The following is a 23,302-nucleotide window of genomic DNA, read 5'->3' on the forward strand; positions in this document are numbered from 1 at the left end:
CGCGAGGAGGAGAAGCGCCGATTAAGGGCGACTCACGATGGGGTCAAGCGCAATGTGCGAAGAGGCTGAAAAAAGCTGCGAATTCAGCTTTTAGCGCCCGCAGTCGAGGCCTGGAGCATCCGGCGCCGCGGTCGCGCCGGAGCCAAGCGCCTTCTGCATGAAGACCACGTCGCGCCAGGCGTCGAACTTCCACCCGGCGGCGTGGAATATGCCGACGTGTTCGAAGCCGGCGGCGGCGTGCAGGGCGATGGATCCGGCGTTGGCGCTGTCGCCGATCACCGCCACCATCTGACGCATCCCCAAGGCTTCGCAGGCGCTCAGAAGGGCGTCCAGCAGGGCCTTGCCGACGCCGCGCCCGCGAAACGCCTCGGCCACATAGATCGAGTCCTCGACCATGTAGCGATAGGCGGCGCGCAGGCGGTAAGGGCCGGCATAGGCGTAGCCCGCCACTGCGCCGTCGATCTCGGCGGTGAGGACGGGAAGGCCGAGCGCGGCGGGCGCGGCCAGGCGCACCCGCATCTCGTCCGTCGAGGGGACGTCCAGTTCGAACGTCCCCGTGCCGTTCAGTACGCTGTCCGCGTAGATGGCCGTGACGGCCTCCAGATCGGCGTCCGTGGTCGGCCGGATGATCACGCCTTTTGCCAGCCCTTTTCGACTGCCCAGACGGCGAAGGCGTAGTCGTGGGCGACGTCCTTCAGATAGTCGAACCGGCCCGACGAACTGAAGTGGCCCGCTGTCATGTTGATCTTCAGCAGCACGGGATTGCCCGAGGTGGTCGCGGGCCGCAGCTTGGCGACCCATTTCTCCGGCTCCCAATAGGTGACGCGCGGATCGGACAGGCCGCCCGTCGCCAGCACCGCCGGGTAGGGCTTGGCCTCCACCTGATCATAGGGGCTGTAGCTGTACATGTAGTCGTAGGCGGCGGCGTCCTCGATGGGATTGCCCCACTCAGGCCATTCGGGGGGCGTCAGCGGCAGGGAGGTGTCGCTCATGGTGTTGATGACGTCGACAAAAGGCACGCTGCCGATCACGCCGGCCCACAGGTCGGGCCGCATATTGGTGACCGCGCCCATCAGCAGGCCGCCAGCCGATCCGCCCTGGGCGACGATCTTGCCGGCCGTGGCGTAGTCCTGGCCGATCAGATGTTCGGCGGCGGCGATGAAATCGGTGAAGGTGTTCTTCTTGGTCATCCGCCGGGCGTCCAGGAACCAGCCCCAGCCCTTGTCCGAGCCGCCGCGGATATGGGCGATGGCGTAGATGAAGCCGCGATCCACCAGCGACAGCCGGTTGGTCGAGAAGCTGGCCCCCATCGGGATGCCGTAGGAGCCGTAGCCGTAGAGCAGCAGGGGCGCCGAGCCGTCGACGGGGGTGGACTTTTTGCGCAGCACGGTCACCGGCACCAGCTGGCCGTCGGACGCCGGGGCGTTGAGCCGCTCGACCACATAGTCGGCGGGGTTGTGGCCCGAAGGGACCTCCTGAACCTTGCGCAGGGTGCGTTCGCGCGATTTCAGATCGTAGTCATAGGTCGAGGTCGGCGTCGACGGCGAGTTGTAGCCATAGCGCATGACCGTGGTGTCGAACTCCGACGCACCGCCCAGCGACAGGGCGTAGGCGGGCTCGTCCACGGCGATCTCATGCTCGGCGCCCGAACGGTCGCGGATGACGATCTTCGTATTGGCGTCGGCGCGCTCCTGACGGCCCAGATAGTCCTTCACAAGGGCCACGCCCTCGATGAAACGGCCGGGCGTGTGGGGGACCAGATCTTTCCAGGCGGCCTTGGCCGGGGCGTCGGTCGGAGCCTCGACCACCTTGAAGTCGATGGCCTCGTCGGCGTTGGTGCGTATCACCCAGCGATCGCCCCAGTGGTCCAGCTCATACAGGCGGCCGACGTGGCGCGGTTCGGCCACGACGGGCGTCGCGGTCGGGTTCGCGCCGGGAATGATACGGCCTTCCGAGGTCTCCTGATTGCCGATGCCGATGACGATGAAGGCGTCGTCCGAGGTCCGGTGGACGCTCTGGAACATGCCGTCGTCGGTTTCTTCATAGACCAGGGTTGTCTCGCCGCCGCGCGCGGGACGACGGAAGATCTTGTCCGGGCGGCCGTTGTCGTCGCGGTTGGTCCAGAAAATCCACTGGCTGTCCGGCGAGAAGGTGAAGTTCTCGGTCGCCGACTCGATGGTGTGGGGCAGGACCTCGCCGGTCGCCAGATCCTTGACGTAGATCTTGAAGACCTCGGAGCCCTGCGCGTCCTCGGCATAGGCGAACAGGGCGTGGTCGGGGCTGTGCTCGACAGCCGAGACCTCCGAATAGGCCTTGCCCTCGGCCAGCTTGTTGCAGTCCAGCAGGAGCTGAGGCGTCGGGGCCTTGATGAAGTTCTTGGTCACGGGCTGGCCGTCGACCATCCAGGTCCCCTGGCGCTCGACCCGCATATAGCGCGGGTGCTGCTCGCCGGTGCGGTACTCTGTGAAATATTCCCAGGCGCCGTCGGCCTGGGGCACAGAGGAATCATCCTCCTTGATGCGGCCCTTCATCTCTTCGAACATCGCGGCCTGCAGCGGCAGGGTCGAGGCCATCATGGCTTCGCGATAGGCGTTTTCGGCGGTCAGGTGTTCCTTGACGTCGGCCTTGATCAGCGACGGATCGCGCAGCACGGCCTGCCAGTTGTCGTCCTTCATCCACTGATAGTCGTCGGTGCGGACGCGGCCCAGTTGTTCGATGCGGACGGGGATCTTCTTGGCGACGGGCGGGACAGGCAGGGACATCGAGGCTCCGGTAGTCGAACGGGCTAGGGCGGGGGAGGCGGCGGCCAGACCGACGGCGGCGGTCGAGGCGATCAGTTCGCGGCGATTCATGGCGTGAGGCTCCCCTGTGTTTCGGGCGGACCTTGTGCCTGCCGGCCAGCGGCGTCAAATGTCCTGATGCTCATTCAGGACACCCCGCCCGCCGTCGTCGCCCCCGTCGAATGGGATCTGACCGTGGGTATGATCAACGCCACGGTGCAGATCGACCAGCCGTTGAACGACAGCCAGCGCAAGGTTGGCACCGGTTTCCTGATTTCAGCGCCAAAGCCGGACGGCGCGCCGCGTGTCGTGCTGGTCACGGCGGCCCATGTGCTGAACGTCATGCCGGGGGCGGATGCTCGCATCGGCTGGCGCACCGCCGAGGCCGACGGCGCGTGGAAGTTCACGCCGGGTCGTCTGACCATCCGGGACGCCGCCGGGGCACCGCTGTGGACCCAGCACCCCGAGCGCGACGTGGCGGTGATGGAGATCAAGGCGCCGGACGCCTTTACCCGGGCCGCCATCCCTCTGGGCTGGCTGGCGGACGAGACGACCTTCGACCAATGGCGGGTGGGGCCGGGCGACGAACTGATGGCGCTGGGCTATCCGCATGGCCTGTCGGCGAACAAGGCGGGGTTCCCGATCCTGCGGCTGGGCCGGATCAGCTCCTGGCCGCTGACGCCGATCCGGCACTTCCCGATCTTCCTGCTGGATTTCGCCGTGTCGCAAGGCAACTCGGGCGGGCCGGTTTTCTGGACCCCCGCCGTCGACCGCCTGCCCGGGGCGCCGACGCCGGACCATCCCTACATCGCAGGCGTTCTGGTGCAGGAGGTCCAGGGCGGCGGCGAGGGGCTGGAACTGGGCGTCGTCGCTCATGCTCAATATGTGCGCGAGGCGATCGAACTGCTGGATCAGTCCGCTGCGTCATCCCGGCCGTAGCGAAGCGAAGCACCGGGACCGTTTCAGGCGTCGGCGCTTGCTGCGGCCCCGGATAGGTGCTGCGCGCCTTCCGGGGTGACGGTTGTCCTTAACCCGCGAGGGCTTCGACGCTCAGACCTTGCAGCAGTTCCCCGCCCTGACCCACGGCGGCCAGGCGGCTGGAGGCATGGCCGAGGATGTTGGCGGCGTAGAATTCGTAGAGGTCCAGCTTGCCCTGCAGCCAGACGGGATCGCCGTTGCCGGCGTCCAGGCGGGCCTTGGCGGCCAGCGCGCCCTTGGCCAGCATCCAGCCGCCGACCACGTCGCCCATCAGCTTCAGATAGGCGTCGGCGCCGGCCAGAACGTCGGCGGCGCCTTCAGCGGCGGCCTTGCGGTCCAGCAGCCACAGGGTGGCGTCCTCGACGGCCTCGATGGCGGTGGCGAAGCGCTCGACCGGCTTGCCCGTATAGAGACGGTCGATCTGGACGAGGGTCTTCTTCATGTCGGCGATCAGGGCGTGGGCCGAGTCACCGCCGTCCATGGACAGTTTGCGCCCGACCAGATCCATGGCCTGGATGCCGTTGGTGCCTTCATAGATCGGAGTGATGCGGGCGTCGCGATAGTATTGCGCCGCGCCGGTTTCCTCGATGAAGCCCATGCCGCCGTGGACCTGAATGCCCAGGGAGGCGACCTCGCAGCCGACATCGGTGGACCAGGCCTTGGCGACGGGGGTGAACAGGTCCTCGCGGCCCTTCCACAGCTTGCGGTCGGCCTCGGTGGCGGCGTGCTTGGCCAGGTCGGCGGCCACGCCGGTGGACAGGCAGATGGCGCGGGCGGCGGCGATCTTGGCCTTCATGACGCCCAGAGTGCGGCGCACGTCGGGGTGGTCGAAGATCGGGGCGTTCTTCTCGCCGGTCCAGACGCTGCGGCCCTGACGGCGTTCCAGCGCATAGGTCAGGGCGTGCTGATAGGCGCGCTCGGCGATGCCGACGCCCTCGACGCCGACGGCCAGACGCGCGGCGTTCATCATCACGAACATATGGGCCAGGCCCTCGTTCGGACGGCCGACCAGTTCGGCGCGGGCGCCTTCATAGGACATGACGCAGGTGGGCGAGGCGTGGATGCCCAGCTTGTGCTCGAGCCCGACCGGATGGAAGGCGTTCCGTTCGCCCAGCGACCCGTCGGGGTTGACCGCGAACTTGGGCGTCAGGAACAGGCTGATGCCCTTGGGGCCCGCAGGGGCGTCAGGCAGGCGGGCCAGCACCAGGTGGATGATGTTGTCCGCGGCGTCGTGGTCGCCCCAGGTGATGAAGATCTTCTGGCCGTTCAGCGCATAGGTGCCGTCGCCGTTCGGCGTGGCGGTGGTGGTCAGGGCGCCCAGGTCCGAACCGGCGTGGGGTTCGGTCAGCACCATGGCGCCGGTCCATTCGCCGCTGACCAGCTTGGTCAGATAGGTCGCCTTCTGGTGTTCGGTGCCGACCTGTTCCAGCGCCTCGATGGAGGCCAGCGACAGCATGGGGCAGAGGCCGAAGGCCATATTGGCGGCGTGGACGGTCTCATAGGCCGCCAGTTCCAGCGCCTTCGGCAGGGCCTGGCCGCCGGCCTCGACCGAGGCGGTCAGGCTGGTCCAGCCGCCTTCGGCGAACTGCTTGTAGGCGTCGACGAAGCCGGGGGCGGCGGTGACGGCGCCGTTGGCGTACTTGGCGCCCGCCAGGTCGCCGGGGCGATTCAGTGGGGCCAGGACCTGTTCCGAGAACTGACCCGCGGCCTCCAGCACCGCGCCCATGACGTCGGCGTCGTAGTCGGGATACGCGCCCGTGGCGGCGACCTGATCGATGCCGGCGACGGCTTCCAGGGCGAAGGCGAGGTCACGGACGGGGGCGCGGTAGCTCATGGCGGTCTCCAGAATCTTCAAAACGCTTCTGACGCCCGAGCGGCTGGTGATGCAAGGGCGCTTGGACTTTGGTCGAGATTCCGCCACTCTGTGGCCCAGTGCCGTCGCGGAAGGAAAGACCTTGGCCGAACCCCGCAATCGATATTCGACCGTCTCGCTGATCCTGCATTGGGTGATCGCCCTGGCCGTGGTCGTCCAGGTGGCGCTGATCATAGGCCATGACGCGACCGAAGGGCCGTTGTCCCGCGAGTTGATACAGGACCACAAGGCGGTCGGCCTGACCATTCTGGTGCTGACCCTGGTGCGTATCGGCTGGCGGCTGGCCAATCCGCTGATCGCCCTGCCGGTCGAGATGCCGAAATGGGAGCGGCTGTTGGCGCGGACGACGCAGATCCTGTTCTACGTGGTCTTGCTGGTCATGCCGCTGAGCGGATGGCTGGCCTCGTCGGCGGGCGGGCGGGCCATCAGTTGGTTCGGCCTGTTCCAATGGCCCCTGCTGCCGATCGGCGGCGGGCGCGAAGCCGTGGGTCGTTTCATGGATGTTCATGAGGCGACTGCGGCGCTGCTGTTGCTGCTGATCTTCCTGCACGTTGCGGGCGCGCTGAAGCACCAGTTCATCAACCGCGACAATGTCCTGCACCGGATGATCCCGACGATCCCGCGTCGGCCATGAGCGGCGACACTCCCGAGATCGCCGCCGAAGCGCTGAAGACCGGCCGGCTGGTCATCCTGCCGACCGAGACCGTCTATGGGCTGGCGGCCGACGCTTCGAACCCGCAGGCGGTGGCGCGCATCTTCGAGGCTAAGGGAAGACCACGCTTCAACCCCTTGATTGCGCACGTCTCCAATGCCCTGGACGCCGAGACGATCGCCGTGTTTGACGAGCGCGCACGGGCGCTGGCCGAGGCCTTCTGGCCGGGTCCCCTGACCATCGTGGCCCCGGTGCGGGACCGCGAGCGAGTCTGCGATTTGGCGCGCGCCGGTCTGGACAGCGTTGCCGTGCGCGTGCCGGGACATCCCCGGGCGCGAGCCGTGATCGCGGCTTTCGGCGGGGCCGTGGTCGCGCCTTCGGCCAACCGTTCGGGACGGCCTAGTCCGACGACCTTTGAAGACGCGCTGGAGGAAACCGGCCATGCCGTCGGCGCCGCCGTCGACGGCGGACCTTGCGCGGTTGGCGTCGAGAGCACGGTCGTGTCCGTGCTGGAGGGACGGGTGGCGCTGCTGCGCCCCGGCTCGGTGACGCGCGAAGAGATCGAGGCCATGGTCGGGCCGTTGGCCGAGAGCGGGCAGGGGCATCGCTCGCCGGGTCGCCTGGCGCTGCACTACGCCCCCGACGCCCCGGTGCGGATCGAGGCGGAGACGGCGAACGAGGGCGAAATCCTGCTGGGCTTCGGTCCCGGCATAGGCGAACCGCGCTGGAGCCTGAGCCCGACGGGCGACCTGCGCGAGGCGGCGGCCAATCTGTTCCGCCTGTTGCGCGAGGCGGACCGCACCAGGCCCGCTGGCATCGCCGTGTCGCCCATCCCCGCCAAGGGGCTGGGCGAGGCGATCAACGACCGGCTTCGGCGCGCGGCGGGCTTCGTCGGCTGATTGCACTTGTACGGTGCGACGAAAAAACAGTGCAATTCGTGCAATCGGCGGAGGGTGGTTCGCGTCGCTCGTCATTGGGCGGATGACGACGCTGGAGCCTGGGCGAGAGCCGGAGTCCTGACACGGACGGCGGCGAGCGGGGATTTCAAAGACCGTCTGTAGGTCTGCAGTCTGGCTCACCCAGTCGCTCAGGCGAGCGAATGGGCGCGGCGGTCTGGCGATCCCTTGTTTTGCAAGGGATTGGCGCGCCAGGTTGCGATGGTTGGACAGCGATTCCTGTCTCTTTTGCCGTCATTCCGGGGCGCGGAGAACAACCTTCAACAGTCTCCCTTCCCCCTCGATGGGGGAAGGGGCGGGGATGGGGGTGTCGAGCGTAACATTGCCGATGAAGCGGATGAGGCGAGTCCGCGCCTCCGAAGACCTATCGGATACGGCCTGCCTCCACCCCCACCCAACCCTCCCCCATCGAGGGGGAGGGCTTTAATTCTGGGGGGTGTCAGCGGCCTATTGCGCGGTCCAGCCGCCGTCGACCGAGAAGTGCGAGCCGTTGGCCGAGGCGCCCAGGTCCGACACCAGATAGAGGAAGATCCCCGCCAGTTCGTCGGTCGTGACGAACCGCTTGGTCGGCTGCGAGCCGAGGATGACGTTCTTCATCACGTCCTCTGGCGTCATGCCGCGCGTGCGGGCCTGATCCTCGATCTGTTTGGCGACGATGGGGGTCTCGACAAAGCCGGGACAGATGGCGTTGCAGGTGATGTTGTCCTGCGCCAGTTCCAGCGCCACCGTCTTGGTGAAGCCGATCACGCCGTGCTTGGCGGCGACATAGGCCGACTTGAACGGACTGGCGACCAGGCCGTGGGCCGAGGCGATGTTGACGATGCGGCCGCGCCCCTGGGTCTTCATGATCGGGATCGCCGCCTTGGTGGCGTAGAAGGTCGAGGACAGGTTGATCGCGATGATCTTCTCCCACTGGTCGGCGGGGAAATTCTCGACGGCCTCGACGTGCTGGATGCCGGCGTTGTTGACCAGGATGTCGAGACGGCCCAGCTCGCGGTGCGCGGTGGCGACCATGTCGGCGATCTGATCCGGCTGGGTCATGTCGGCAGGGTGATAGAGGACGCGCACGCCGGTCTCGGCCGCCAGATCGGCGCGGGTCTGTTCGATGACAGCGGGATCGCCCAGGCCGTTCAGCACCACGTCGCCGCCGCATTGAGCGACGGCGCGCGCCAGCGCCAGGCCGATGCCGGAGGTCGAGCCGGAGACGACGGCGACCTGGCCCTTGAGATCGTTCATGGCGAACATGCGGTGAAAACCCGTGGTTTAGTATGCTGCTACACAGCCTAACCGCAGTCGTTCGTTCTGGCGATCAGGAATTTCCCTCTCTGATGAATATCCAGTCCGCCTCGGTCGAAAGCGCCTTGTCGAAGCGATAGCCGTCGCGATCGAACGCCTTCAGATCGGCGGCCTTTTCGATGCGGTTCTCGATGGCGTAGCGGGCCATGGCGCCGCGCGCCTTCTTGGCGAAGAAGGAGATGATGCGCGCCTCGCCGTCCTTGCGCTCCTTGAAGTGCGGCGTGATGACCGGCAGCTTCAGCGCCTTGGCGTCGACGGCGCCGAAATATTCCTGGCTGGCCAGATTGACCAGGGTGCGGTCGGCCAGAGGCTCGGCGTCGGCGTTCAGCCGCTGCGAGATGCGTTCGCCCCAGAAATCATAGAGATTGGCGCCGCGCGGGGTCTTCAGCCGCGTGCCCATCTCCAGCCGATAGGGCTGGATGGCGTCCAGCGGACGCAGCAGGCCATAGAATCCCGACAGGATACGCAGGTGATCCTGGGCCCAGTTCAGATCGGCGGGCGCCAGCGAGCGCGCGTCCAGCCCGTCATAGACGTCGCCGGCGAAGGCGAAGACGGCCTGCAGCGCGCCTTCGGTCGTCTCGTTGTCGAAGGCCTGGAAGCGTTCGTAGTTGAGGTCGGCCAGGGCGTCCGAGATCGACATCAGGCGACGCAGATCGGCGCGGCTCAGCTTGCGCGTGACCTTGGCCAGTTCGGCCGTTTCGTCGGCGCAGCGACGCGGGGTCGAGGGCACGTCGAGAGCAGGGGGCGTGAAGTCCAGCCGTTTGGCCGGGGACAGGACGATCAGCAAGGCGACAGGCTCCGAAACATCGGGAAGCGGGCCTCATAGGCCCCTTCCATGACGATTTGAACCGCCTGCGGCGTCACATGCGGTCGTGACGCCTAGAAGAGAACCGCCGGGTTCATGATCCGCTGGGGATCAATGGCGTGCCGGACCGCTTGCATGGTCGCGATCTCTAGCGGCGACTTGTAGCGGCGGGCTTCGTCCGTTTTCAGCCGCCCCAGACCGTGTTCGGCCGAGATGGAGCCGTTGTAGCGGGCGACGATGTCGTGGACGATCTCGGACCCTTCCATCCAGCGGGCGATGAAGGCGGGCACGTCTTCGCCGACGCCGGGGATCACGTCATAGTGAAGGTTGCCGTCGCCGACGTGGCCGAAGACCGAGACGCGGCAGCCGGGATGGAATTTCTCGACCGCCGCCGTGGCCTCGTCGATGAAGTCGGCGATTTGCGACACCGGCACGGAGACATCGTGCTTCCAGCCGCCGCCCTCGGGCTTGAGGCCCGCCGAGTGTTCCTCGCGCAGACGCCAGAAGGCGGCCTTCTGGGCGTCGTTCTGGGCGATGGCGGCGTCGACGATCAGGCCTTCCTCGAAGGCGTTGGTCAGCAGCCGCTCCATGGCCGAATCGGCGGCGCCGGGCTCGCCCGAGGTCAGCTCGATCAGGACGTACCAGGGCGGGGTGGTTTCCAGCGGCTCGCGCGTGTCGGGAATGTTCTTGAGCACCAGGGCCATGCCCAGGCGCTTCATCAGCTCGAAGGCCTCGACCCCGCCGCCGGTCTCGGCCTTGGCGCGGGCCAGCAGGGCGACGGCGGCGTGGTGGCTGTCCAGCCCGACAATGGCCGTGGCGCGGCTGCGCATGATCGGGAAGAGCTTCAGCGTCGCAGCCGTGACGACGCCCAGTGTGCCCTCGGCGCCGATGAACAACTGCTTCAGGTCATAGCCGGTGTTGTCCTTGCGCAGGCGCTTCAGGCCGTTGAACACCTGTCCGTCCGGCATGACGGCCTCAATGCCCAGCACCAGATCGCGCATCATGCCGTAGCGCAGCACCGCCGTGCCGCCGGCGTTGGTCGAGATCACCCCGCCGATGGTGGCCGAGCCCTCGGCGGCGAGGCTGAGGGGAAAGAAGCGGTCCTTCTCCCTGGCCAGTTGCTGGGCCTCAAGCAGGGTTACGCCGGCCTCCAGCGTCATGGCGTCGTCCAGCGGCGTCACGTCGCGCACGGCGCGCAGCTTGCGCGTCGACAACAGCACTTCGCCGAAGGGGATCTGGCCGCCGACCAGGCCGGTGCCGCCCCCCTGGGTCACGACAGCCACGCCGTGGCGGGCGCAAATCTCGATGGCCTTGGCCACCTCCTCGGTCGTGCGCGGCTGCAGCAGAATCGGCGTCTCGCCCGTCCAGCGGCCGCGCCATTCGGTCAGCCAGGGCGCCATTTCATTGGCGTCCGTGGTCCAGGCGCCGGGCAGGGCGGCCTTGAGCTCGTCGAGGGCGGCGGGCGTGGGGAGGGTCATATCCGCCTTGTGGCAAAAGGCGTGGCGTGGTGGAAGCGCAAAACCCTGCCTCCAGGCGGTCAATTCGCGGAGAAAACATGATTCCGGTCCCGGCCGTCGGCGTGGTCTGCCTGAAAGGCGACGAAGTCCTGCTGATCCGGCGCGGCACGCCGCCGCGTCAGGGCGAATGGAGCCTGCCCGGCGGGCGCATCGAGCCGGGCGAGCGGCTGGCGGAGGCGGCGCTTCGCGAACTGCGCGAGGAGACGGGCGTGGAGGCGGAGCTGATCGGCCTGATCGACGTAGTCGACGGCCTGTTTCCCGAGGCGGGGCGTCACTACGTCCTGATCGACTACGCCGCGCTCTGGACCGGCGGCGAGCCGGTGGCGGGCGATGATGCGGCTGAGGCGGCCTTCGTGACGTTCGATGAGGCGCTGCGCCGGGTCGACTGGTCCGAGACGCGGCGGATCATTCGACAGGCCCGGGCGATGGCGGATTGTCGCGCTGACGCGCCTGTCATTCCCGCTGAACCGGATTCGGTGGCGTCGGGGCGGGGCGACCGATAAGCTTGGCTCTCAACCGGAGGGGCCTATGGATTTCTCGATTCTTTTCTTTGTGGTGTTCGCGGCCTTCGCGATCATCTTCCTGTTCAGCGTCGTCAAGATCGTGCCGCAAGGCCGTGAATTCACGGTGGAACGGTTCGGCAAGTACACCAAGACGCTGAAGCCCGGCATCAGCATCCTGACCCCCTTCGTCGAGCGGGTCGGCCGGCGCATGAACATGATGGAGCAGGTCCTGGACGTGCCTCAGCAGGAGGTCATCACCAAGGACAACGCCATGGTGAAGGTCGACGCCATCGTCTTCATCCAGGTGATGGAGGCCTCCGCCGCCGCCTATCGCGTCGAGAACCTGCCGTACGCCATCACCCAGCTGTGCATGACCAACCTGCGCACCGTGGTCGGTTCGATGGAGCTGGACGAGGTGCTGTTCCAGCGCGACAGCATCAACTCGCGTCTGCTGACCGTCATCGACGCGGCGACCGAGCCGTGGGGCGTCAAGGTCAACCGGATCGAGATCAAGGACCTGACCCCGCCTGCCGACATCACCAACGCCATGGCGCGTCAGATGAAGGCCGAGCGCGAAAAACGCGCCGTCATCACCGAAGCCGAGGGCGAGAAACAGGCCGCCATCGCCCGCGCCGAGGGCGCCAAGCAGTCGGCCATCCTGCAGGCCGAGGGCCGCCGCGAAGCCGCCTTCCGCGACGCCGAGGCGCGTGAGCGCGAAGCCGAGGCCGAGGCCAAGGCGACGGCCATGGTGTCCGAAGCCATCGCCCGCGGCGACGTCAACGCCATCAACTATTTCGTGGCTCAGAAATACGTCGAGGCCTTCGCCGAACTGGCCCGCAACCCGACGGCGAAGACGGTCATCGTCCCCGCCGAAATGAGCGGCCTGGTCGGCACCATCGCCGGTCTGGGCGAACTGGTCGGTCTGGCCAAGGAGCAGCAGCAGAGCCGCACGGACGTTCGCCGCGAGCCCCGTCCCGCCGCCGCGCCTTCGCCTGCCTCGGCGCCGCCCGCCCGCGCTGTCACGCCTCGCCGCCCCGGCGGCGCCGTGCCGACCACGGAGTAGGTCATGGAGTTCATTCTGAACCTCTACGCCGCGCAACCCTTCTGGCTCTGGCTGGTGATCGGCGTGGTCCTGCTGGGCATCGAGGCCGCTGCGTCGACCGAATGGCTTCTTTGGCCGGCGGTCGCAGCGGGCGTCGTCGCCCTGATCACAGCGATCGCGCCCAATATGGGACTGCCGGTCGAGGGCGGAATCTTCGCCACCCTGACGGTCGTCGCCACCCTGGCGTCGCGGACCCTGATCAAACGGGTCAATCCGACCGACGAGCCCGACATCAACGACCGCGACCTGCGTCTGGTGGGCGAGCGGGCGCGGGTGGTCGAGGCCTTTGTGGACGGTCGCGGCCGGGTCTTCGTCTCGGGCGCCGAATGGCCGGCCGAGATCGAGGGCGCGGCGCCGCTGGCGGGTGAGAGCGTGGTGGTCGAATCCGTCGCCGGCCCGCGCCTGCGGGTGCGTTCGCTCTGAGGTTAGCGGCGTCGCATGTCGTCGACGCCGCGATTCGCCAGTCCGTCGGCCCGTTCGTTCAGGACGTGGCCGGCGTGGCCCTTGACCCAATGCCATTTGACGTCGTGGCGGCTGCGGGCCTCGTCCAGGCGGCGCCACAGGTCGTCGTTCTTGACCGGCTTCTTGTCGGCGGTCTTCCAGCCGCGCGCCTTCCAGCCTCTGATCCACTCGGTGATGCCCTGCATGACGTATTTGCTGTCGGTATGCAGGTCGACGCGGCAGGGGCGCTTCAGGACCTCCAGCGCGGCGATGGCGGCCATCAGCTCCATGCGGTTGTTGGTCGTGTTGGGCTCGCCGCCCCAGATTTCCTTTTCGTGACCGCCGCCGGTCTGCAGGATAGCGCCCCAGCCGCCAGGGCCCGGATTGCCCTTGCAGGCGCCGTCGGTGTGAATGATGACGTGATCGACGAGACTCATGGCGGGATGCCTACAGCGTCCCTTGGCGCGCCGCCATCAGTCAGCCTATATGACGCACAACAATCAGTCGGACGGGACCGCTTTGCTGGTCCCTTTGAGGAGGTATCGCCATGGGCTCGATGAGCATCTGGCATTGGGCCATCGTCATCGTCGTCGTCGCCCTGCTGTTCGGCGGACGCGGCAAGCTGTCCGGCATCATGGGCGACGCGGCCAAGGGCATTCGCGCCTTCAAGGACGGCCTGAAAGACGACACCGATTCCAAGGGGCCGAAGGAAGGCGTCAGCTCGCTGCCGCGCACCGAGGCCGAAAAAGAAGACCTGAACCGCTGATCGCTCTCGCGGAAAGACGCTGAATCATGGGTGGTCTTGGCCCTGGGGTCGGCGGGTTCGAAATCCTTGTCATCGGTCTGGTGGCCCTGCTTGTCGTGGGGCCGAAGGATTTGCCGGTGCTGATGCGCAAGGTCGGTCAGTTCGTCGCCAAGGCGCGCGGCATGGCCAACGAATTCCGCGCCAGCTTCGACGAAATGGCGCGCCAGTCCGAGCTGGACGACCTTCGCAAGGAGGTCGAGGCGCTGCGGACGGGGCAGGGCATGTATCCGCTCGGCGCCGACGCCGAAGCGGCCTTCAAGGACATCCGCAAGGATCTGGAGGCGCCGCTGGACGCCCCGGCTTTGGCTGCACCCGTCGCCACAGGCGTCGACGAATGGCCGGACGAGGTTGGGGCCGAGGTTGAACCGCCAGCGGCTGTCGTCGCTGCCCCCAAGTCCAAGGGGGCTTCGAAGCCCAGGGCGGAGCGTGCGTCGGCCAAAACCGCCGCCAAGACCGCATCCAAGGCCAGCCCGGCCAAGGCCGCCTCGACCGCGCCTGCGGTCGCCAAGCCTAAAGCGGTGCGCAAGAAGAAGGTCGACCAATGAGTTCGCTCGACCGCGACGAGGCCGAGATCGAGGCGTCACGCGCGCCCCTGATGGATCACCTGATCGAGTTGCGCGGGCGGCTGCTGATCTGCGTCATCGCCTTCATCGTCGCCTTTATCGGCTGTTTCGCCTTCTCCGAAAAACTCTACCTGTTCCTGGTCCAGCCCTACGTGGTGTCGGCCGCCTTCCACCAGACGGTGGGGGCGCACGGGCATGTTTCGCCCTTCGATCTGATCCTGGGCACGGCGCGCCTGATCCCGGTGCCCGACGTGGATCACCAGACCGTCAAGCTGATCTACACGGCGCCGCTGGAAATCCTGTTCACCAAGATGAAGCTGGCCGGGCTGGGCGCGGTGATCATCGCCTTCCCGGTTCTCGCCTGGCAGTTGTATCGTTTCGTCGCCCCGGGGCTTTATCGCAACGAGAAGGGCGCCTTCCTGCCGTTCCTGATCGCGGCGCCCCTGCTGTTCCTGCTGGGCGCAGCGCTGGTCTATTTCGTCATGCTGCCCTTCGTCATGTGGTTCTCGCTGAGCCAGCAGATCATCGGCGAGGGCGTCTCGGCTGAACTGCTGCCCAAGGTGTCGGATTATCTGAACCTGGTGACGGCGCTGATCCTGGCCTTTGGCCTGTGCTTCCAGTTGCCGGTCGTCATGACCCTGCTGGGCCTTGCCGGCATGATCAGTTCGCAGGTCATGGCCAAGGGGCGACGCTACGCCATCGTCGCCGTGGTCGTGGTCGCCGCCGTCGTCACACCGCCTGACCCCATCAGCCAACTGATGCTCGCGGTGCCGATGGTGCTACTCTATGAGGTCTCGATCTGGTGCGTCCGCATCATCGAACTGCGCCGCAAGAAGGCCGATGCAGCCGAGGCGGCCTAAGGACGTCTTCTAGAAGACGTTGATCTGAGCCGGCCTGACCGGATCGTTCGTCCCGGCGGCTGCGACCTGACCGTTCTTCACGATGGCGATGCCGATGGGGCCTTCGCCGCCTGTCTTGGTGAGGGTGCAACTGCCATTGTCCCCCGGTAGACGTCCGCGCTGCGCCCCGCGTCCCGAGAGAGCCAGGCGGTTCGCCCAGTGCTTGCGGTCGTATTGGCTCATATGCAGCGTGACAGGGCTGAAGCCGCAGGACAGCGACCAGGACACATCAGGCGGCGCCGCCACGGACCAGTGAAGTCCGCCGTGGTGGTTCGAGCCGACATCGGTTTGGCTTGATGCACTCGAGGATGTCGCCGTCGCGGCGAGAACCAGCAGGATTGTCGCCGATCGCCTCATCGCCAGCCCCCTCATGACCGGGCGATCATCACCGCAAACGGGACCTGCGACAAGCGACGGCGGTGTTTAGTGCCGACCGTCCCGCTCGTGCTTCTTTTCCTGCGAGGTCGAGTGCTTTCCGTGCTTGGCCTTGGCTGAGTGGCCCTTGTGGATGTCGTTCTCGCCGCCGCCGCCCGACACCTGACTGCGCGGCGACAGGTGATCCGGTGCGTCGGCGTCCTTCACCTTGGGGTCAGGCTTGGGTTTGTTCCGATTTTCCTGACTGGCCCCGGGACCGCCCCAGCGATCGGTGTCGGCGTGTTTGTGTGGCATGGCGACGCTCTCCTTTGAGGAGGCAACCGCGTAGGGGGACGGATGTTCCCGGGTTGTCGTCCGGCCCCTCGCGCCATGAAAAAAGCGCCGGACGTTGCCGCCCGGTGCCTTGATCGTCAGACTGATCCGGGGATCAGCAGCTGTAGTACATGTCGAACTCGACCGGGTGCGGGTGCAGTTGCAGACGGGCGACCTCTTCCATTTTCAGCGTGATGTAGCTGTCGATGAAGTCGTCATCCATGACGCCGCCCTTCTTGAGGAAGGCGCGGTCGGCGTCGAGGGCGTCCAGGGCTTCCTTCAGGCTGCCGGCCACCTCGGGGATCGAGCCGCGCTCTTCCGGCGGCAGGTCGTAGAGGTTCTTGTCCGCGGGCGCGCCCGGATCGATGCGGTTCTCGATGCCGTCCAGACCGGCCATCAGCAGGGCCACGAAGGTCAGATAGGGGTTGCCCATCGGGTCGGGGAAGCGGGCTTCCAGACGCTTGGCCTTGGGCGAGGAGACGTGCGGGATGCGGATCGAGGCCGAACGGTTGCTGGCCGAATAGGCCAGTTTCACCGGGGCTTCATAGCCGGGCACCAGACGCTTGTAGGAGTTGGTGGTGGAGTTGGCGAAGGCGTTGATGGCCTTGGCGTGCTTGATGACGCCGCCGATGTACCACAGGCATTCCTGCGACAGGCCGGCGTACTTGTCGCCGGCGAACTGGGGCTTGCCGTCCTTCCAGATCGACATGTGGACGTGCATGCCCGAGCCGTTGTCGGCGAACATGGGCTTGGCCATGAAGGTCGCCGACTTGCCGTAGGCCGCGGCCACGTTGTGGATCACGTATTTGTAGAGCTGCAGACGGTCGGCCATGGTCAGCAGGTCGCTGAACTTCAGGCCCAGTTCGTGCTGCGCCGGGGCGACCTCGTGGTGATGCTTCTCGGGCTCCATGCCCAGATCCTTCATCACGCCCAGCATCTCGCCGCGCAGGTCCTGGGCGGAGTCGACCGGGTTGACCGGGAAATAGCCGCCCTTGTGGCCCGGACGGTGGCCCAGGTTGCCCTCGGCGTATTCAGCGCCGGTGTTGGACGGCAGTTCGATCGAATCGAAGCTGTAGCCGGTGTTGTGCGGGGCAGTGTTCCAGCGCACGTCGTCGAAGATGAAGAACTCGGCTTCCGGGCCGAAATAGACCACGTCGCCCACGCCCGAGGACTGGACATAGGCCAGGGCCTTCTTGGCCATCGAGCGGCTGTCGCGGTTGTAGGGCTCGCCCGTGTCGGGGCTGACAACGTCGCAGAACAGGAACAGCGTGGTCTGCTGGTAGAAGGGGTCGATATAGGCGCGCGTCAGGTCCGGCTTCAGCAGCATGTCGCTTTCGTTGATCGCCTTCCAGCCGGCGATCGACGAACCGTCGAACATGGTGCCTTCTTCCAAAAACTCTTCGTCGACCAGATCGATGTCGAAGGTGACGTGCTGCAGCCGACCACGGGTGTCGGTGAAGCGGACGTCGACGTACTGGACGTCCTTGTCCTTGATCTCTTGAAGGATCTTTTGGGCGGCGCTCATGCTCGAAGTCCTGTTGGTTCGGGGAGGAGAGGAGGAACGAAAAGCGGCCGCCCCGAGGGACGGCCGTAGCGTGGTCAGATAGCCTGGGCGCCGGTCTCGCCCGTGCGGATACGGATCACGTCTTCAAGGGTGGAGACGAAGATCTTGCCGTCGCCGATCTTGCCGGTGCGGGCTGCGGTCTGGATGGCGTCGATCACGGCCGGAGCCAGGTCGTCGGCGACGACGACCTCGATCTTGATCTTGGGCAGGAAGTCGATGACGTACTCGGCGCCGCGGTAAAGCTCGGAATGGCCCTTCTGACGGCCATATCCCTTGGCCTCCAGCACGGTCATCCCCTGCACCCCGATGTCCTGGAGCGCATCCTTCACTTCATCCAGCTTGAACGGCTTGATGACGGCTTCAATCTTCTTCATGGCGAGTCCCGAGGCGGCTCCTTGGTTGGTCCGACGCTCGGGGTGTAAAGGGACATTGCATCGCACAATAAGGCAAGCAATTTTCGTGCTTAGAGGCCATCCGTGAACGGAATTCGATCATGAACCCGATCAACGACCCCATGACATGGCAGAGCCTGCTGCCCTGGCCCGACGCCGAGGCGTACAAGCACAAGCGAGGGCGTCTGGGCGTGGTGTCCGGCGGCGCCCTGTCGACCGGCGCGGCACGGTTGGCGGCGCGGGCGGGGCTGAGGATCGGCGCGGGGCTGGTGAAGGTCTTCTGTCCGCCTGACGCCGCGCCTGTGCTGGCGCCGACGTTGGAGGCGGTCATGCTGGCCAGCTTCTCTACGGGCGAGCAGTTGGCGGCGCTGGCCCAACTGATGGACGCCGTGGTGATCGGTCCCGCAGCGGGCCTCACGGAGGCGACGGCGGCCAATGTGGCGGCCTTGGCGCGGAGCGGGGCGGCCCTGGTGATCGACGCCGACGCCCTGACCCTGTTCCGCGACCGGCCCAGCGACCTGTTCGCCTGTCTGGATCGCAGGGACGTGCTGACGCCGCATGAGGGCGAGTTCGAGCGGCTGTTCCCGAGCCTGCTGGCCAAGGGGCGCGAGGCGGCGGCGGTCGAGGCCGCCAAGCGCGCGGGGGCGGTCGTGGTGCTGAAGGGCAGCGCCACCGTCGTCGCCGCACCGGACGGGCGCTGCGTCGTCAACGCCAACGGCTCGCCCTGGCTGGCGACGGCGGGCAGCGGCGACGTCCTGGCGGGCATGATCGGCGGCCTGCTGGCCCAGCATATGGACAGTTTCGACGCAGCGTGCGCGGCGGTCTGGATGCACGCTGACGCGGCGGGGCGGTTCGGGCCGGGATTGATCGCCGAGGATCTGCCAGGACTGATCCCGGGGGTGCTGGCCGACCTGTATCGCGGCTGAACCCATGGTGCGGATGAGAGGACTCGAACCTCCACGCCTCTCGGCGCCAGAACCTAAATCTGGTGCGTCTACCAGTTCCGCCACATCCGCATAGGTAGGCCGCAGCCTGTAGGCGAGGGGGCGGGATTGGGCAACCGGGATAACCTGGGCCGCATCAAAAAAGGCCCCGGATCGCTCCGGGGCCTTTTCATTTCTTGTGGCCTATCGCGCTTGCGCTGCTTGAGACCGTTGAAGGCTGATCCGGAGATCAGTCCTTCTTGTTGTCGACGCCGTGGCCGAGAGCTTCGACGGCCGTTTCCAGCGTCATGTCCTCGGTGATGTCGATGCCCTTGGCCAGCTTGGAGTTCCAGAAGCCGTAGGCGGCGTAGATGATGGCGCCGATCAGGGCGTAACCGCCCAGCAGCATCAGCGGCAGCGGGTTGTCAGTCGCCGCATGCTGGAACATCGGGATCAGGTTCTGGCTGGCCAGGAAGAGGCAGGCCACGATGCCCAGACCGGCGGTGATCACCCCGCCGGGCACCTTGAACGGCCGCGGCAGTTCAGGGTGTTTGACGCGCAGGTAGATGACGCTGAGGCAGACGATGGCGAAGGCCGTGGCGGTCCCCAGCGACACCAGGTCGCCCAGGATCGAGATGGGCAGGAAGGCCGCCGCGATGGCGATCAGGATGCCCAGAACGATGGTGCCGATCCACGGGGTGCGGAATTTCGGGTGCACCACGGCGAAGGCCTTGGGCAGCAGGCCGTCGCGCGCCATCGTGTAGAAGATGCGCGTCTGGCCGTAGCACAGCACCAGCATGACCGAGGACAGGCCGGTGACGGCGCCGATCTTGATCAGGAAGGCGATCAGGTTCAGTTGGCCGCTAGGCGCGACGGCCAGGGGCACGTTGGCCCATTCCAGCTTCATCGCGTCAATGGCGACGGCGATCGGAGCCGGCGAAGCCAGTTTTAGATAGGGAACCACGCCGGTCATGACGGCCGCGACGGCCATGTAGATCAGGGTGCAGACAAACAGGGCGCCCAGGATGCCGATCGGCACGTCCTTGGACGGGTTCTTGGCTTCGGCGGCGGCGGTCGAGACGGCTTCGAAGCCGACGTAGGCGAAGAAGATGATGGCCGCGCCGCGGAAGATGCCGCCCACGCCGAACTGACCCGGCTGGCCGGTCGGTTCTGGAATGAAGGGGTGCCAGTTGGCCGGGTTGATATACTGGATGCCCACGGCGATGAACGTCAGCAGCACGATGATCTTGATGACCACGATGGCGTTGTTGATGTTCGCCGATTCCGACACGCCCAGCACCAGCAGGCCGCAGACCGAGGCGATGCCGATGGCGGCGACCAGGTTGAAGGTGCCCGTCATCGGGAAGCTGGCGCCGGCGGCGCCCTGCACGGCCTGGACCAGCGGGGTCGCCCACTGGGGACCTTCGCCGCCCATATACTGTATGGTTGGGAATATCTGCTGACTTATCCCGAAGTCGCTGAGGATCGAGACGACATAGCCGGACCAACCGACCGCGACGGTCGAGGCGGCGACGCCGTATTCCAGCACCAGCAGCCAGCCCATGATCCAGGCGAAGACTTCGCCCAGCGTGCCATAGGCGTAGGTGTAGGCCGAGCCGGACACCGGCATGGTCGAGGCCAGCTCAGCGTAGCAGAGGCCGGCGAGACCGCAGGCGATGCCCGCGACCACGAAGGACAGCATGATGGCCGGGCCGGCGTTGGCCGAGGCCACCTGACCCGTCAGGACGAAGATACCGGCGCCGATGATGGCGCCGATGCCCAGGCTCATCAGGTTGAGCGGGCCGAGAGTCCGCTTCAGCTCGCTCTTGGCGGCTTCCTTCTGAATCTGGCCGATCGATTTTTTGAGAAATAGCCGGTTGCCGGCTGGCTTTACGCCGTCTGCGGACATGAAGTCGCGCCCCCCATTGATACTCGGCAGGCCCTCCCCGGGCTGCCTTCTTGGGCGCGGACGCTACCCATGGATGAGGCCGCGCGCAACGCGGTTTCCGAACGATGAAGCGAAGACGACGCTTTCGTGACCCGGGGCGTTGCGGCTAAGGCCCATGCGATGCTGCCGATTCACGCCGTACTGGAGCCGCTGAAAGCGGCCCTGGCCGCGACCAACGCGGTCGTGCTGGCCGCCCCGCCTGGGGCGGGCAAGACCACGGTCGTGCCTTTGGCCCTGCTGGATCAGCCCTGGCTGGGGGACCGCAAAATCCTGGTGCTGGAGCCGCGCCGACTGGCGGCGCGGGCGGCGGCGGACCGGATGGCGACGACCCTGGGCCAAAAGGCGGGCGGAACGGTCGGCTATCGCACCCGGCTGCAAAGCCGCGTCGGCCCCGAGACGCGCATCGAAGTCATCACCGAGGGCGTCTTCACCCGGATGATTCTCGACGATCCAGGGCTGGAAGGCGTCGGCGCGGTCCTGTTCGACGAATTCCACGAACGCAGTCTGGACGCCGATCTGGGGCTGGCCCTGGCGCGCGAGAGCCAGTCGGTGCTGCGCGACGATCTGCGGCTGCTGGTCATGTCGGCCACGCTCGACATCGCGGGGATGTCGAAGCTCTTGGCCAATCCATCTGGAGAATGGGCGCCGGTGATCGAGGCCGAGGGACGGATGTTCCCGGTCGAGACCCTCTATCTGGGCCGCAACGCCGCCGAGCGATTCGAGGACGCCGTCGCTCGCGCCGTGATGCTGGCGCTAGGTGACCAGACCGGATCGGTGCTGGTCTTCCTGCCGGGGCAGGGCGAGATCCACCGGACGGTGCAGCGACTGAACGAACGGCTGCGCGATCCCAAGGTCGACGTGGTCGCCCTCTATGGCGCACTGGACAAGGGCGAGCAGGACCGGGCCATCGAACCGGCGCCGCCCGGGCGGCGCAAGGTGGTGCTGGCGACTTCGGTGGCGGAAACCAGTCTGACGATTGAGGGCGTGCGGGTCGTGATCGACGGCGGCCTGTCGCGCGTGCCGCGTTTCGAGCCGTCCAGCGGCCTGACCCGGCTGGCGACGGTCAAGGTCAGCCGGTCGTCGGCCGAGCAGCGACGGGGGCGCGCCGGGCGCGTCGAGCCGGGCGTCTGCTACCGCCTGTGGGACGAGGAACAGACGCGGGGTCTGGTCCCGCATCAGCGGCCCGAAATTCAGGAAGCCGACCTGACCGGCTTCGCGCTCGATCTGGCGCGTTGGGGGGCGAAATCGGTCGAGGGCCTGGCCCTGCTGGACCCGCCGCCCGCCGGGGCGCTGGCCGAGGCGCGGAAGGTGCTGACCCGGTTGGGGGCGCTGGACGCCAAGGGCGATCTGACGGCGCACGGGCGGCGGCTGACGCGGATACCCCTGCCGCCGCGACTGGCGCACATGGTCGCCGTGGCCTCGGATCAGGACGACGCTCTGACCGGCGCGCGGATCGCGGCGGTGTTGAGCGAGCCGGGGCTGGGCGGGAACGCCGTCGATCTGCATGACCGATTGAAGGGATTGGAACGGGACCGCTCGCCGCGCGCGCGCGACGCCATGAAGTTGGCCGAGCGCTGGGCGCGGGCGGCGGGCGGCGGTCACGGCGGCGAGGCGGACGTGGGGCTGTTGCTGGCCGAGGCCTTCCCCGAGCGGATCGCGCGGGCGCGCGGCAAGCCGGGCGAGGTGCTGCTGGCCTCGGGGCGCGGGGCTTTTGTGGACCCGACCGAACATATGGCGCGCGAGCCCTGGGTGGCGGTGGCGGAACTGGGCGGCGGCGAGGCGCGCGACCGCATCCGGCTGGCGGCGGCGCTGGACGCCGCGACGCTGGAGGTCGATCTGGCGCACCGAATCGAGGTCGAGGACCGCTTAGCACGCGAGCCTTCGGGCAAGCCGGTGATCCGCCGCATCCGACGCATCGGCGCTCTGGTGCTGGACGAGAAGGTCGTCGGCGCGCCGGATCGGGCCACCATGACGGCAGCGCTGAAATCAGAAGTCGAGGCGGGCGGTCTGAAGGCCCTGAACTGGGGCGAGCAGGCGGGCGCGCTGCGGGCGCGGCTGGCCTTCCTGCGGGGGCTGGATGCGACGTGGCCGGATGTGTCGGACGACGGCCTGCTGGCGCTGCGCGAGGACTGGCTGTGGCCGCTGCTGGATGGGGCGCGGTCGCTGGGCGATATCGGCGACAGCAAGCTGGCCGAGGCCCTGCGCGGCCTGATCCCCTGGGATTTGCAGCGCAAGCTGGACGACCTGGCCCCGCCGCGTCTGACCACGCCGCTGGGATCGGCCTCCATCGACTACGCCGCCGAGGGCGGGCCGCGGGTCGAAATTCGGGTGCAGGAACTGTTCGGGGTGAAGGCGCATCCGACGGTCGGCGGCGGGCGGATTCCGCTGACGCTCAGCCTGTTGTCCCCCGCGCGGCGGCCGGTGCAGGTGACGAAGGACCTGCCGGGCTTCTGGACAGGGTCCTGGGCGGCGGTGCGCAGCGAGATGCGCGGCCGCTATCCTCGCCATCCCTGGCCGGAAGACCCTGCCAACGCCCAGGCCACCAGCCGGGTCAAACCGCGCGGGACCTAAGGCTCAGCTTGACGGCGGGCGGCGGCGCACCGCAAGGACCTTGCATT

At 67.2% G+C, this 23,302-nt stretch carries 23 protein-coding genes and 1 tRNA gene; 11 read left to right on the plus strand and 13 right to left on the minus strand.

Going from position 1 to position 23,302, the window contains the following annotated elements:
• Positions 1 to 90: 90 nt before the first annotated feature.
• Together AB4Y68_RS00860 and AB4Y68_RS00865 are read right to left on the minus strand one after the other, a co-directional pair.
• Positions 91 to 633 (minus strand): GNAT family N-acetyltransferase, encoded by a 543-nt coding sequence (locus AB4Y68_RS00860; protein ID WP_441453212.1) that lies wholly within the window; start codon positions 631 to 633, stop codon positions 91 to 93.
• Positions 630 to 2,852, minus strand: coding sequence for a S9 family peptidase (locus AB4Y68_RS00865; protein ID WP_441453214.1), 2,223 nt, complete (start codon positions 2,850 to 2,852; stop codon positions 630 to 632). The genes AB4Y68_RS00860 and AB4Y68_RS00865 overlap by 4 nt, the downstream gene beginning before the upstream one ends.
• A gap of 66 nt (positions 2,853 to 2,918) precedes the next feature.
• Between AB4Y68_RS00865 and AB4Y68_RS00870 the strand changes: the two genes are divergently transcribed.
• Complete coding sequence (locus AB4Y68_RS00870) at positions 2,919 to 3,719, plus strand: trypsin-like serine peptidase (RefSeq protein WP_441453216.1); 801 nt, start codon at positions 2,919 to 2,921, stop codon at positions 3,717 to 3,719.
• An 88-nt stretch (positions 3,720 to 3,807) separates the two neighbouring features.
• On the opposite strand, the gene AB4Y68_RS00875 is transcribed toward AB4Y68_RS00870, so the two are convergent.
• On the minus strand, positions 3,808 to 5,592 hold the full coding sequence (locus AB4Y68_RS00875; RefSeq protein WP_441453218.1) for an acyl-CoA dehydrogenase: 1,785 nt from the start codon (positions 5,590 to 5,592) through the stop codon (positions 3,808 to 3,810).
• Between the two features lie 121 nt (positions 5,593 to 5,713).
• Here AB4Y68_RS00875 and AB4Y68_RS00880 point away from each other — a divergent pair, with 121 nt between their 5' ends.
• Together AB4Y68_RS00880 and AB4Y68_RS00885 are read left to right on the plus strand one after the other, a co-directional pair.
• Positions 5,714 to 6,265, plus strand: coding sequence for a cytochrome b (locus AB4Y68_RS00880; RefSeq protein ID WP_441453219.1), 552 nt, complete (start codon positions 5,714 to 5,716; stop codon positions 6,263 to 6,265).
• Complete coding sequence (locus AB4Y68_RS00885; protein WP_441453221.1) at positions 6,262 to 7,182, plus strand: L-threonylcarbamoyladenylate synthase; 921 nt, start codon at positions 6,262 to 6,264, stop codon at positions 7,180 to 7,182. The genes AB4Y68_RS00880 and AB4Y68_RS00885 overlap by 4 nt, the downstream gene beginning before the upstream one ends.
• A gap of 504 nt (positions 7,183 to 7,686) precedes the next feature.
• Here the strand turns inward: AB4Y68_RS00885 and AB4Y68_RS00890 are convergent.
• From AB4Y68_RS00890 to AB4Y68_RS00900, 3 genes are all read right to left on the minus strand, one after another.
• Positions 7,687 to 8,484, minus strand: a complete 798-nt coding sequence (locus AB4Y68_RS00890; RefSeq protein WP_441453222.1) for a 3-hydroxybutyrate dehydrogenase — start codon at positions 8,482 to 8,484, stop codon at positions 7,687 to 7,689.
• Positions 8,485 to 8,548: 64 nt separating this feature from the next.
• Positions 8,549 to 9,322, minus strand: a complete 774-nt coding sequence (yaaA, locus tag AB4Y68_RS00895; RefSeq protein ID WP_441453224.1) for a peroxide stress protein YaaA — start codon at positions 9,320 to 9,322, stop codon at positions 8,549 to 8,551.
• 92 nt (positions 9,323 to 9,414) lie between these two features.
• On the minus strand, positions 9,415 to 10,818 hold the full coding sequence (locus AB4Y68_RS00900) for an FAD-binding oxidoreductase (protein ID WP_441453226.1): 1,404 nt from the start codon (positions 10,816 to 10,818) through the stop codon (positions 9,415 to 9,417).
• A 77-nt stretch (positions 10,819 to 10,895) separates the two neighbouring features.
• On the opposite strand from AB4Y68_RS00900, the gene AB4Y68_RS00905 reads away from it, so the two are divergent.
• The 3 genes from AB4Y68_RS00905 to AB4Y68_RS00915 are packed head-to-tail and all read left to right on the plus strand — an operon-like array spanning position 10,896 to position 12,885.
• Complete coding sequence (locus tag AB4Y68_RS00905) at positions 10,896 to 11,360, plus strand: NUDIX hydrolase (protein WP_441453227.1); 465 nt, start codon at positions 10,896 to 10,898, stop codon at positions 11,358 to 11,360.
• A 25-nt stretch (positions 11,361 to 11,385) separates the two neighbouring features.
• Positions 11,386 to 12,423 (plus strand): SPFH domain-containing protein, encoded by a 1,038-nt coding sequence (locus AB4Y68_RS00910; protein WP_441453229.1) that lies wholly within the window; start codon positions 11,386 to 11,388, stop codon positions 12,421 to 12,423.
• 3 nt (positions 12,424 to 12,426) lie between these two features.
• Positions 12,427 to 12,885, plus strand: a complete 459-nt coding sequence (locus tag AB4Y68_RS00915) for an NfeD family protein (protein ID WP_441453231.1) — start codon at positions 12,427 to 12,429, stop codon at positions 12,883 to 12,885.
• A gap of 2 nt (positions 12,886 to 12,887) precedes the next feature.
• Here AB4Y68_RS00915 and rnhA read toward each other — a convergent pair whose 3' ends face one another.
• Positions 12,888 to 13,340 carry a ribonuclease HI gene (gene rnhA, locus AB4Y68_RS00920; RefSeq protein ID WP_441453233.1) on the minus strand — a complete coding sequence of 151 codons (453 nt, stop codon included), beginning with the start codon at positions 13,338 to 13,340 and terminating at the stop codon, positions 12,888 to 12,890.
• A 110-nt stretch (positions 13,341 to 13,450) separates the two neighbouring features.
• Between rnhA and AB4Y68_RS00925 the strand changes: the two genes are divergently transcribed.
• The 3 genes from AB4Y68_RS00925 to tatC are packed head-to-tail and all read left to right on the plus strand — an operon-like array spanning position 13,451 to position 15,131.
• On the plus strand, positions 13,451 to 13,669 hold the full coding sequence (locus AB4Y68_RS00925; protein ID WP_441453235.1) for a twin-arginine translocase TatA/TatE family subunit: 219 nt from the start codon (positions 13,451 to 13,453) through the stop codon (positions 13,667 to 13,669).
• Between the two features lie 26 nt (positions 13,670 to 13,695).
• Entirely contained in the window at positions 13,696 to 14,253 is a 558-nt protein-coding gene (gene tatB / locus AB4Y68_RS00930) for a Sec-independent protein translocase protein TatB (protein WP_441453237.1), read from the plus strand.
• Complete coding sequence (tatC, locus tag AB4Y68_RS00935) at positions 14,250 to 15,131, plus strand: twin-arginine translocase subunit TatC (RefSeq protein ID WP_441453239.1); 882 nt, start codon at positions 14,250 to 14,252, stop codon at positions 15,129 to 15,131. The genes tatB and tatC overlap by 4 nt, the downstream gene beginning before the upstream one ends.
• A 9-nt stretch (positions 15,132 to 15,140) precedes the next feature.
• Here tatC and AB4Y68_RS00940 read toward each other — a convergent pair whose 3' ends face one another.
• The 4 genes from AB4Y68_RS00940 to AB4Y68_RS00955 all read right to left on the minus strand — a co-directional run bounded on the left by AB4Y68_RS00940 (position 15,141) and on the right by AB4Y68_RS00955 (position 17,795).
• Positions 15,141 to 15,542: a hypothetical protein gene (locus AB4Y68_RS00940; protein WP_441453240.1), complete on the minus strand. Its 402-nt coding sequence runs from the start codon at positions 15,540 to 15,542 to the stop codon at positions 15,141 to 15,143.
• A 51-nt stretch (positions 15,543 to 15,593) separates the two neighbouring features.
• Positions 15,594 to 15,839 (minus strand): hypothetical protein, encoded by a 246-nt coding sequence (locus tag AB4Y68_RS00945; RefSeq protein WP_441453242.1) that lies wholly within the window; start codon positions 15,837 to 15,839, stop codon positions 15,594 to 15,596.
• A gap of 133 nt (positions 15,840 to 15,972) precedes the next feature.
• A complete protein-coding gene (gene glnA / locus AB4Y68_RS00950) occupies positions 15,973 to 17,382 on the minus strand; it encodes a type I glutamate--ammonia ligase (protein WP_441453244.1) in 1,410 nt (469 codons plus the stop codon).
• Positions 17,383 to 17,456: 74 nt separating this feature from the next.
• Entirely contained in the window at positions 17,457 to 17,795 is a 339-nt protein-coding gene (locus AB4Y68_RS00955) for a P-II family nitrogen regulator (protein WP_184268136.1), read from the minus strand.
• Positions 17,796 to 17,914: 119 nt separating this feature from the next.
• On the opposite strand from AB4Y68_RS00955, the gene AB4Y68_RS00960 reads away from it, so the two are divergent.
• Positions 17,915 to 18,739 carry an NAD(P)H-hydrate dehydratase gene (locus AB4Y68_RS00960; RefSeq protein ID WP_441453246.1) on the plus strand — a complete coding sequence of 275 codons (825 nt, stop codon included), beginning with the start codon at positions 17,915 to 17,917 and terminating at the stop codon, positions 18,737 to 18,739.
• A 5-nt stretch (positions 18,740 to 18,744) separates the two neighbouring features.
• Here the strand turns inward: AB4Y68_RS00960 and AB4Y68_RS00965 are convergent.
• A tRNA-Leu gene (locus tag AB4Y68_RS00965) sits at positions 18,745 to 18,829 on the minus strand.
• Positions 18,830 to 18,986: 157 nt separating this feature from the next.
• Positions 18,987 to 20,645, minus strand: a complete 1,659-nt coding sequence (locus AB4Y68_RS00970; RefSeq protein WP_441453248.1) for an amino acid permease — start codon at positions 20,643 to 20,645, stop codon at positions 18,987 to 18,989.
• A gap of 159 nt (positions 20,646 to 20,804) precedes the next feature.
• On the opposite strand from AB4Y68_RS00970, the gene hrpB reads away from it, so the two are divergent.
• Positions 20,805 to 23,255 carry an ATP-dependent helicase HrpB gene (gene hrpB / locus AB4Y68_RS00975; protein ID WP_441453250.1) on the plus strand — a complete coding sequence of 817 codons (2,451 nt, stop codon included), beginning with the start codon at positions 20,805 to 20,807 and terminating at the stop codon, positions 23,253 to 23,255.
• Positions 23,256 to 23,302: the final 47 nt, after the last annotated feature.

The organism is Brevundimonas sp. 2YAF1 (assembly GCF_052114745.1).
GTDB lineage: Bacteria > Pseudomonadota > Alphaproteobacteria > Caulobacterales > Caulobacteraceae > Brevundimonas.

Coding starts and splice junctions, on each gene's coding strand:
- AB4Y68_RS00885 (WP_441453221.1), top strand. CDS start 6,262: ATGAGCGGCGACACTCCCGAGATCGCCGCCGAAGCGCTGAAGACCGGC.
- AB4Y68_RS00945 (WP_441453242.1), bottom strand. CDS start 15,839: ATGCCACACAAACACGCCGACACCGATCGCTGGGGCGGTCCCGGGGCC.
- rnhA (WP_441453233.1), bottom strand. CDS start 13,340: ATGAGTCTCGTCGATCACGTCATCATTCACACCGACGGCGCCTGCAAG.
- glnA (WP_441453244.1), bottom strand. CDS start 17,382: ATGAGCGCCGCCCAAAAGATCCTTCAAGAGATCAAGGACAAGGACGTC.
- AB4Y68_RS00925 (WP_441453235.1), top strand. CDS start 13,451: ATGGGCTCGATGAGCATCTGGCATTGGGCCATCGTCATCGTCGTCGTC.
- AB4Y68_RS00910 (WP_441453229.1), top strand. CDS start 11,386: ATGGATTTCTCGATTCTTTTCTTTGTGGTGTTCGCGGCCTTCGCGATC.
- AB4Y68_RS00940 (WP_441453240.1), bottom strand. CDS start 15,542: ATGAGGGGGCTGGCGATGAGGCGATCGGCGACAATCCTGCTGGTTCTC.
- tatB (WP_441453237.1), top strand. CDS start 13,696: ATGGGTGGTCTTGGCCCTGGGGTCGGCGGGTTCGAAATCCTTGTCATC.
- AB4Y68_RS00970 (WP_441453248.1), bottom strand. CDS start 20,645: ATGTCCGCAGACGGCGTAAAGCCAGCCGGCAACCGGCTATTTCTCAAA.
- AB4Y68_RS00870 (WP_441453216.1), top strand. CDS start 2,919: ATGCTCATTCAGGACACCCCGCCCGCCGTCGTCGCCCCCGTCGAATGG.
- AB4Y68_RS00955 (WP_184268136.1), bottom strand. CDS start 17,795: ATGAAGAAGATTGAAGCCGTCATCAAGCCGTTCAAGCTGGATGAAGTG.
- AB4Y68_RS00915 (WP_441453231.1), top strand. CDS start 12,427: ATGGAGTTCATTCTGAACCTCTACGCCGCGCAACCCTTCTGGCTCTGG.
- tatC (WP_441453239.1), top strand. CDS start 14,250: ATGAGTTCGCTCGACCGCGACGAGGCCGAGATCGAGGCGTCACGCGCG.
- AB4Y68_RS00905 (WP_441453227.1), top strand. CDS start 10,896: ATGATTCCGGTCCCGGCCGTCGGCGTGGTCTGCCTGAAAGGCGACGAA.
- hrpB (WP_441453250.1), top strand. CDS start 20,805: ATGCTGCCGATTCACGCCGTACTGGAGCCGCTGAAAGCGGCCCTGGCC.
- AB4Y68_RS00960 (WP_441453246.1), top strand. CDS start 17,915: ATGAACCCGATCAACGACCCCATGACATGGCAGAGCCTGCTGCCCTGG.
- AB4Y68_RS00890 (WP_441453222.1), bottom strand. CDS start 8,484: ATGTTCGCCATGAACGATCTCAAGGGCCAGGTCGCCGTCGTCTCCGGC.
- AB4Y68_RS00900 (WP_441453226.1), bottom strand. CDS start 10,818: ATGACCCTCCCCACGCCCGCCGCCCTCGACGAGCTCAAGGCCGCCCTG.
- AB4Y68_RS00875 (WP_441453218.1), bottom strand. CDS start 5,592: ATGAGCTACCGCGCCCCCGTCCGTGACCTCGCCTTCGCCCTGGAAGCC.
- AB4Y68_RS00865 (WP_441453214.1), bottom strand. CDS start 2,852: ATGAATCGCCGCGAACTGATCGCCTCGACCGCCGCCGTCGGTCTGGCC.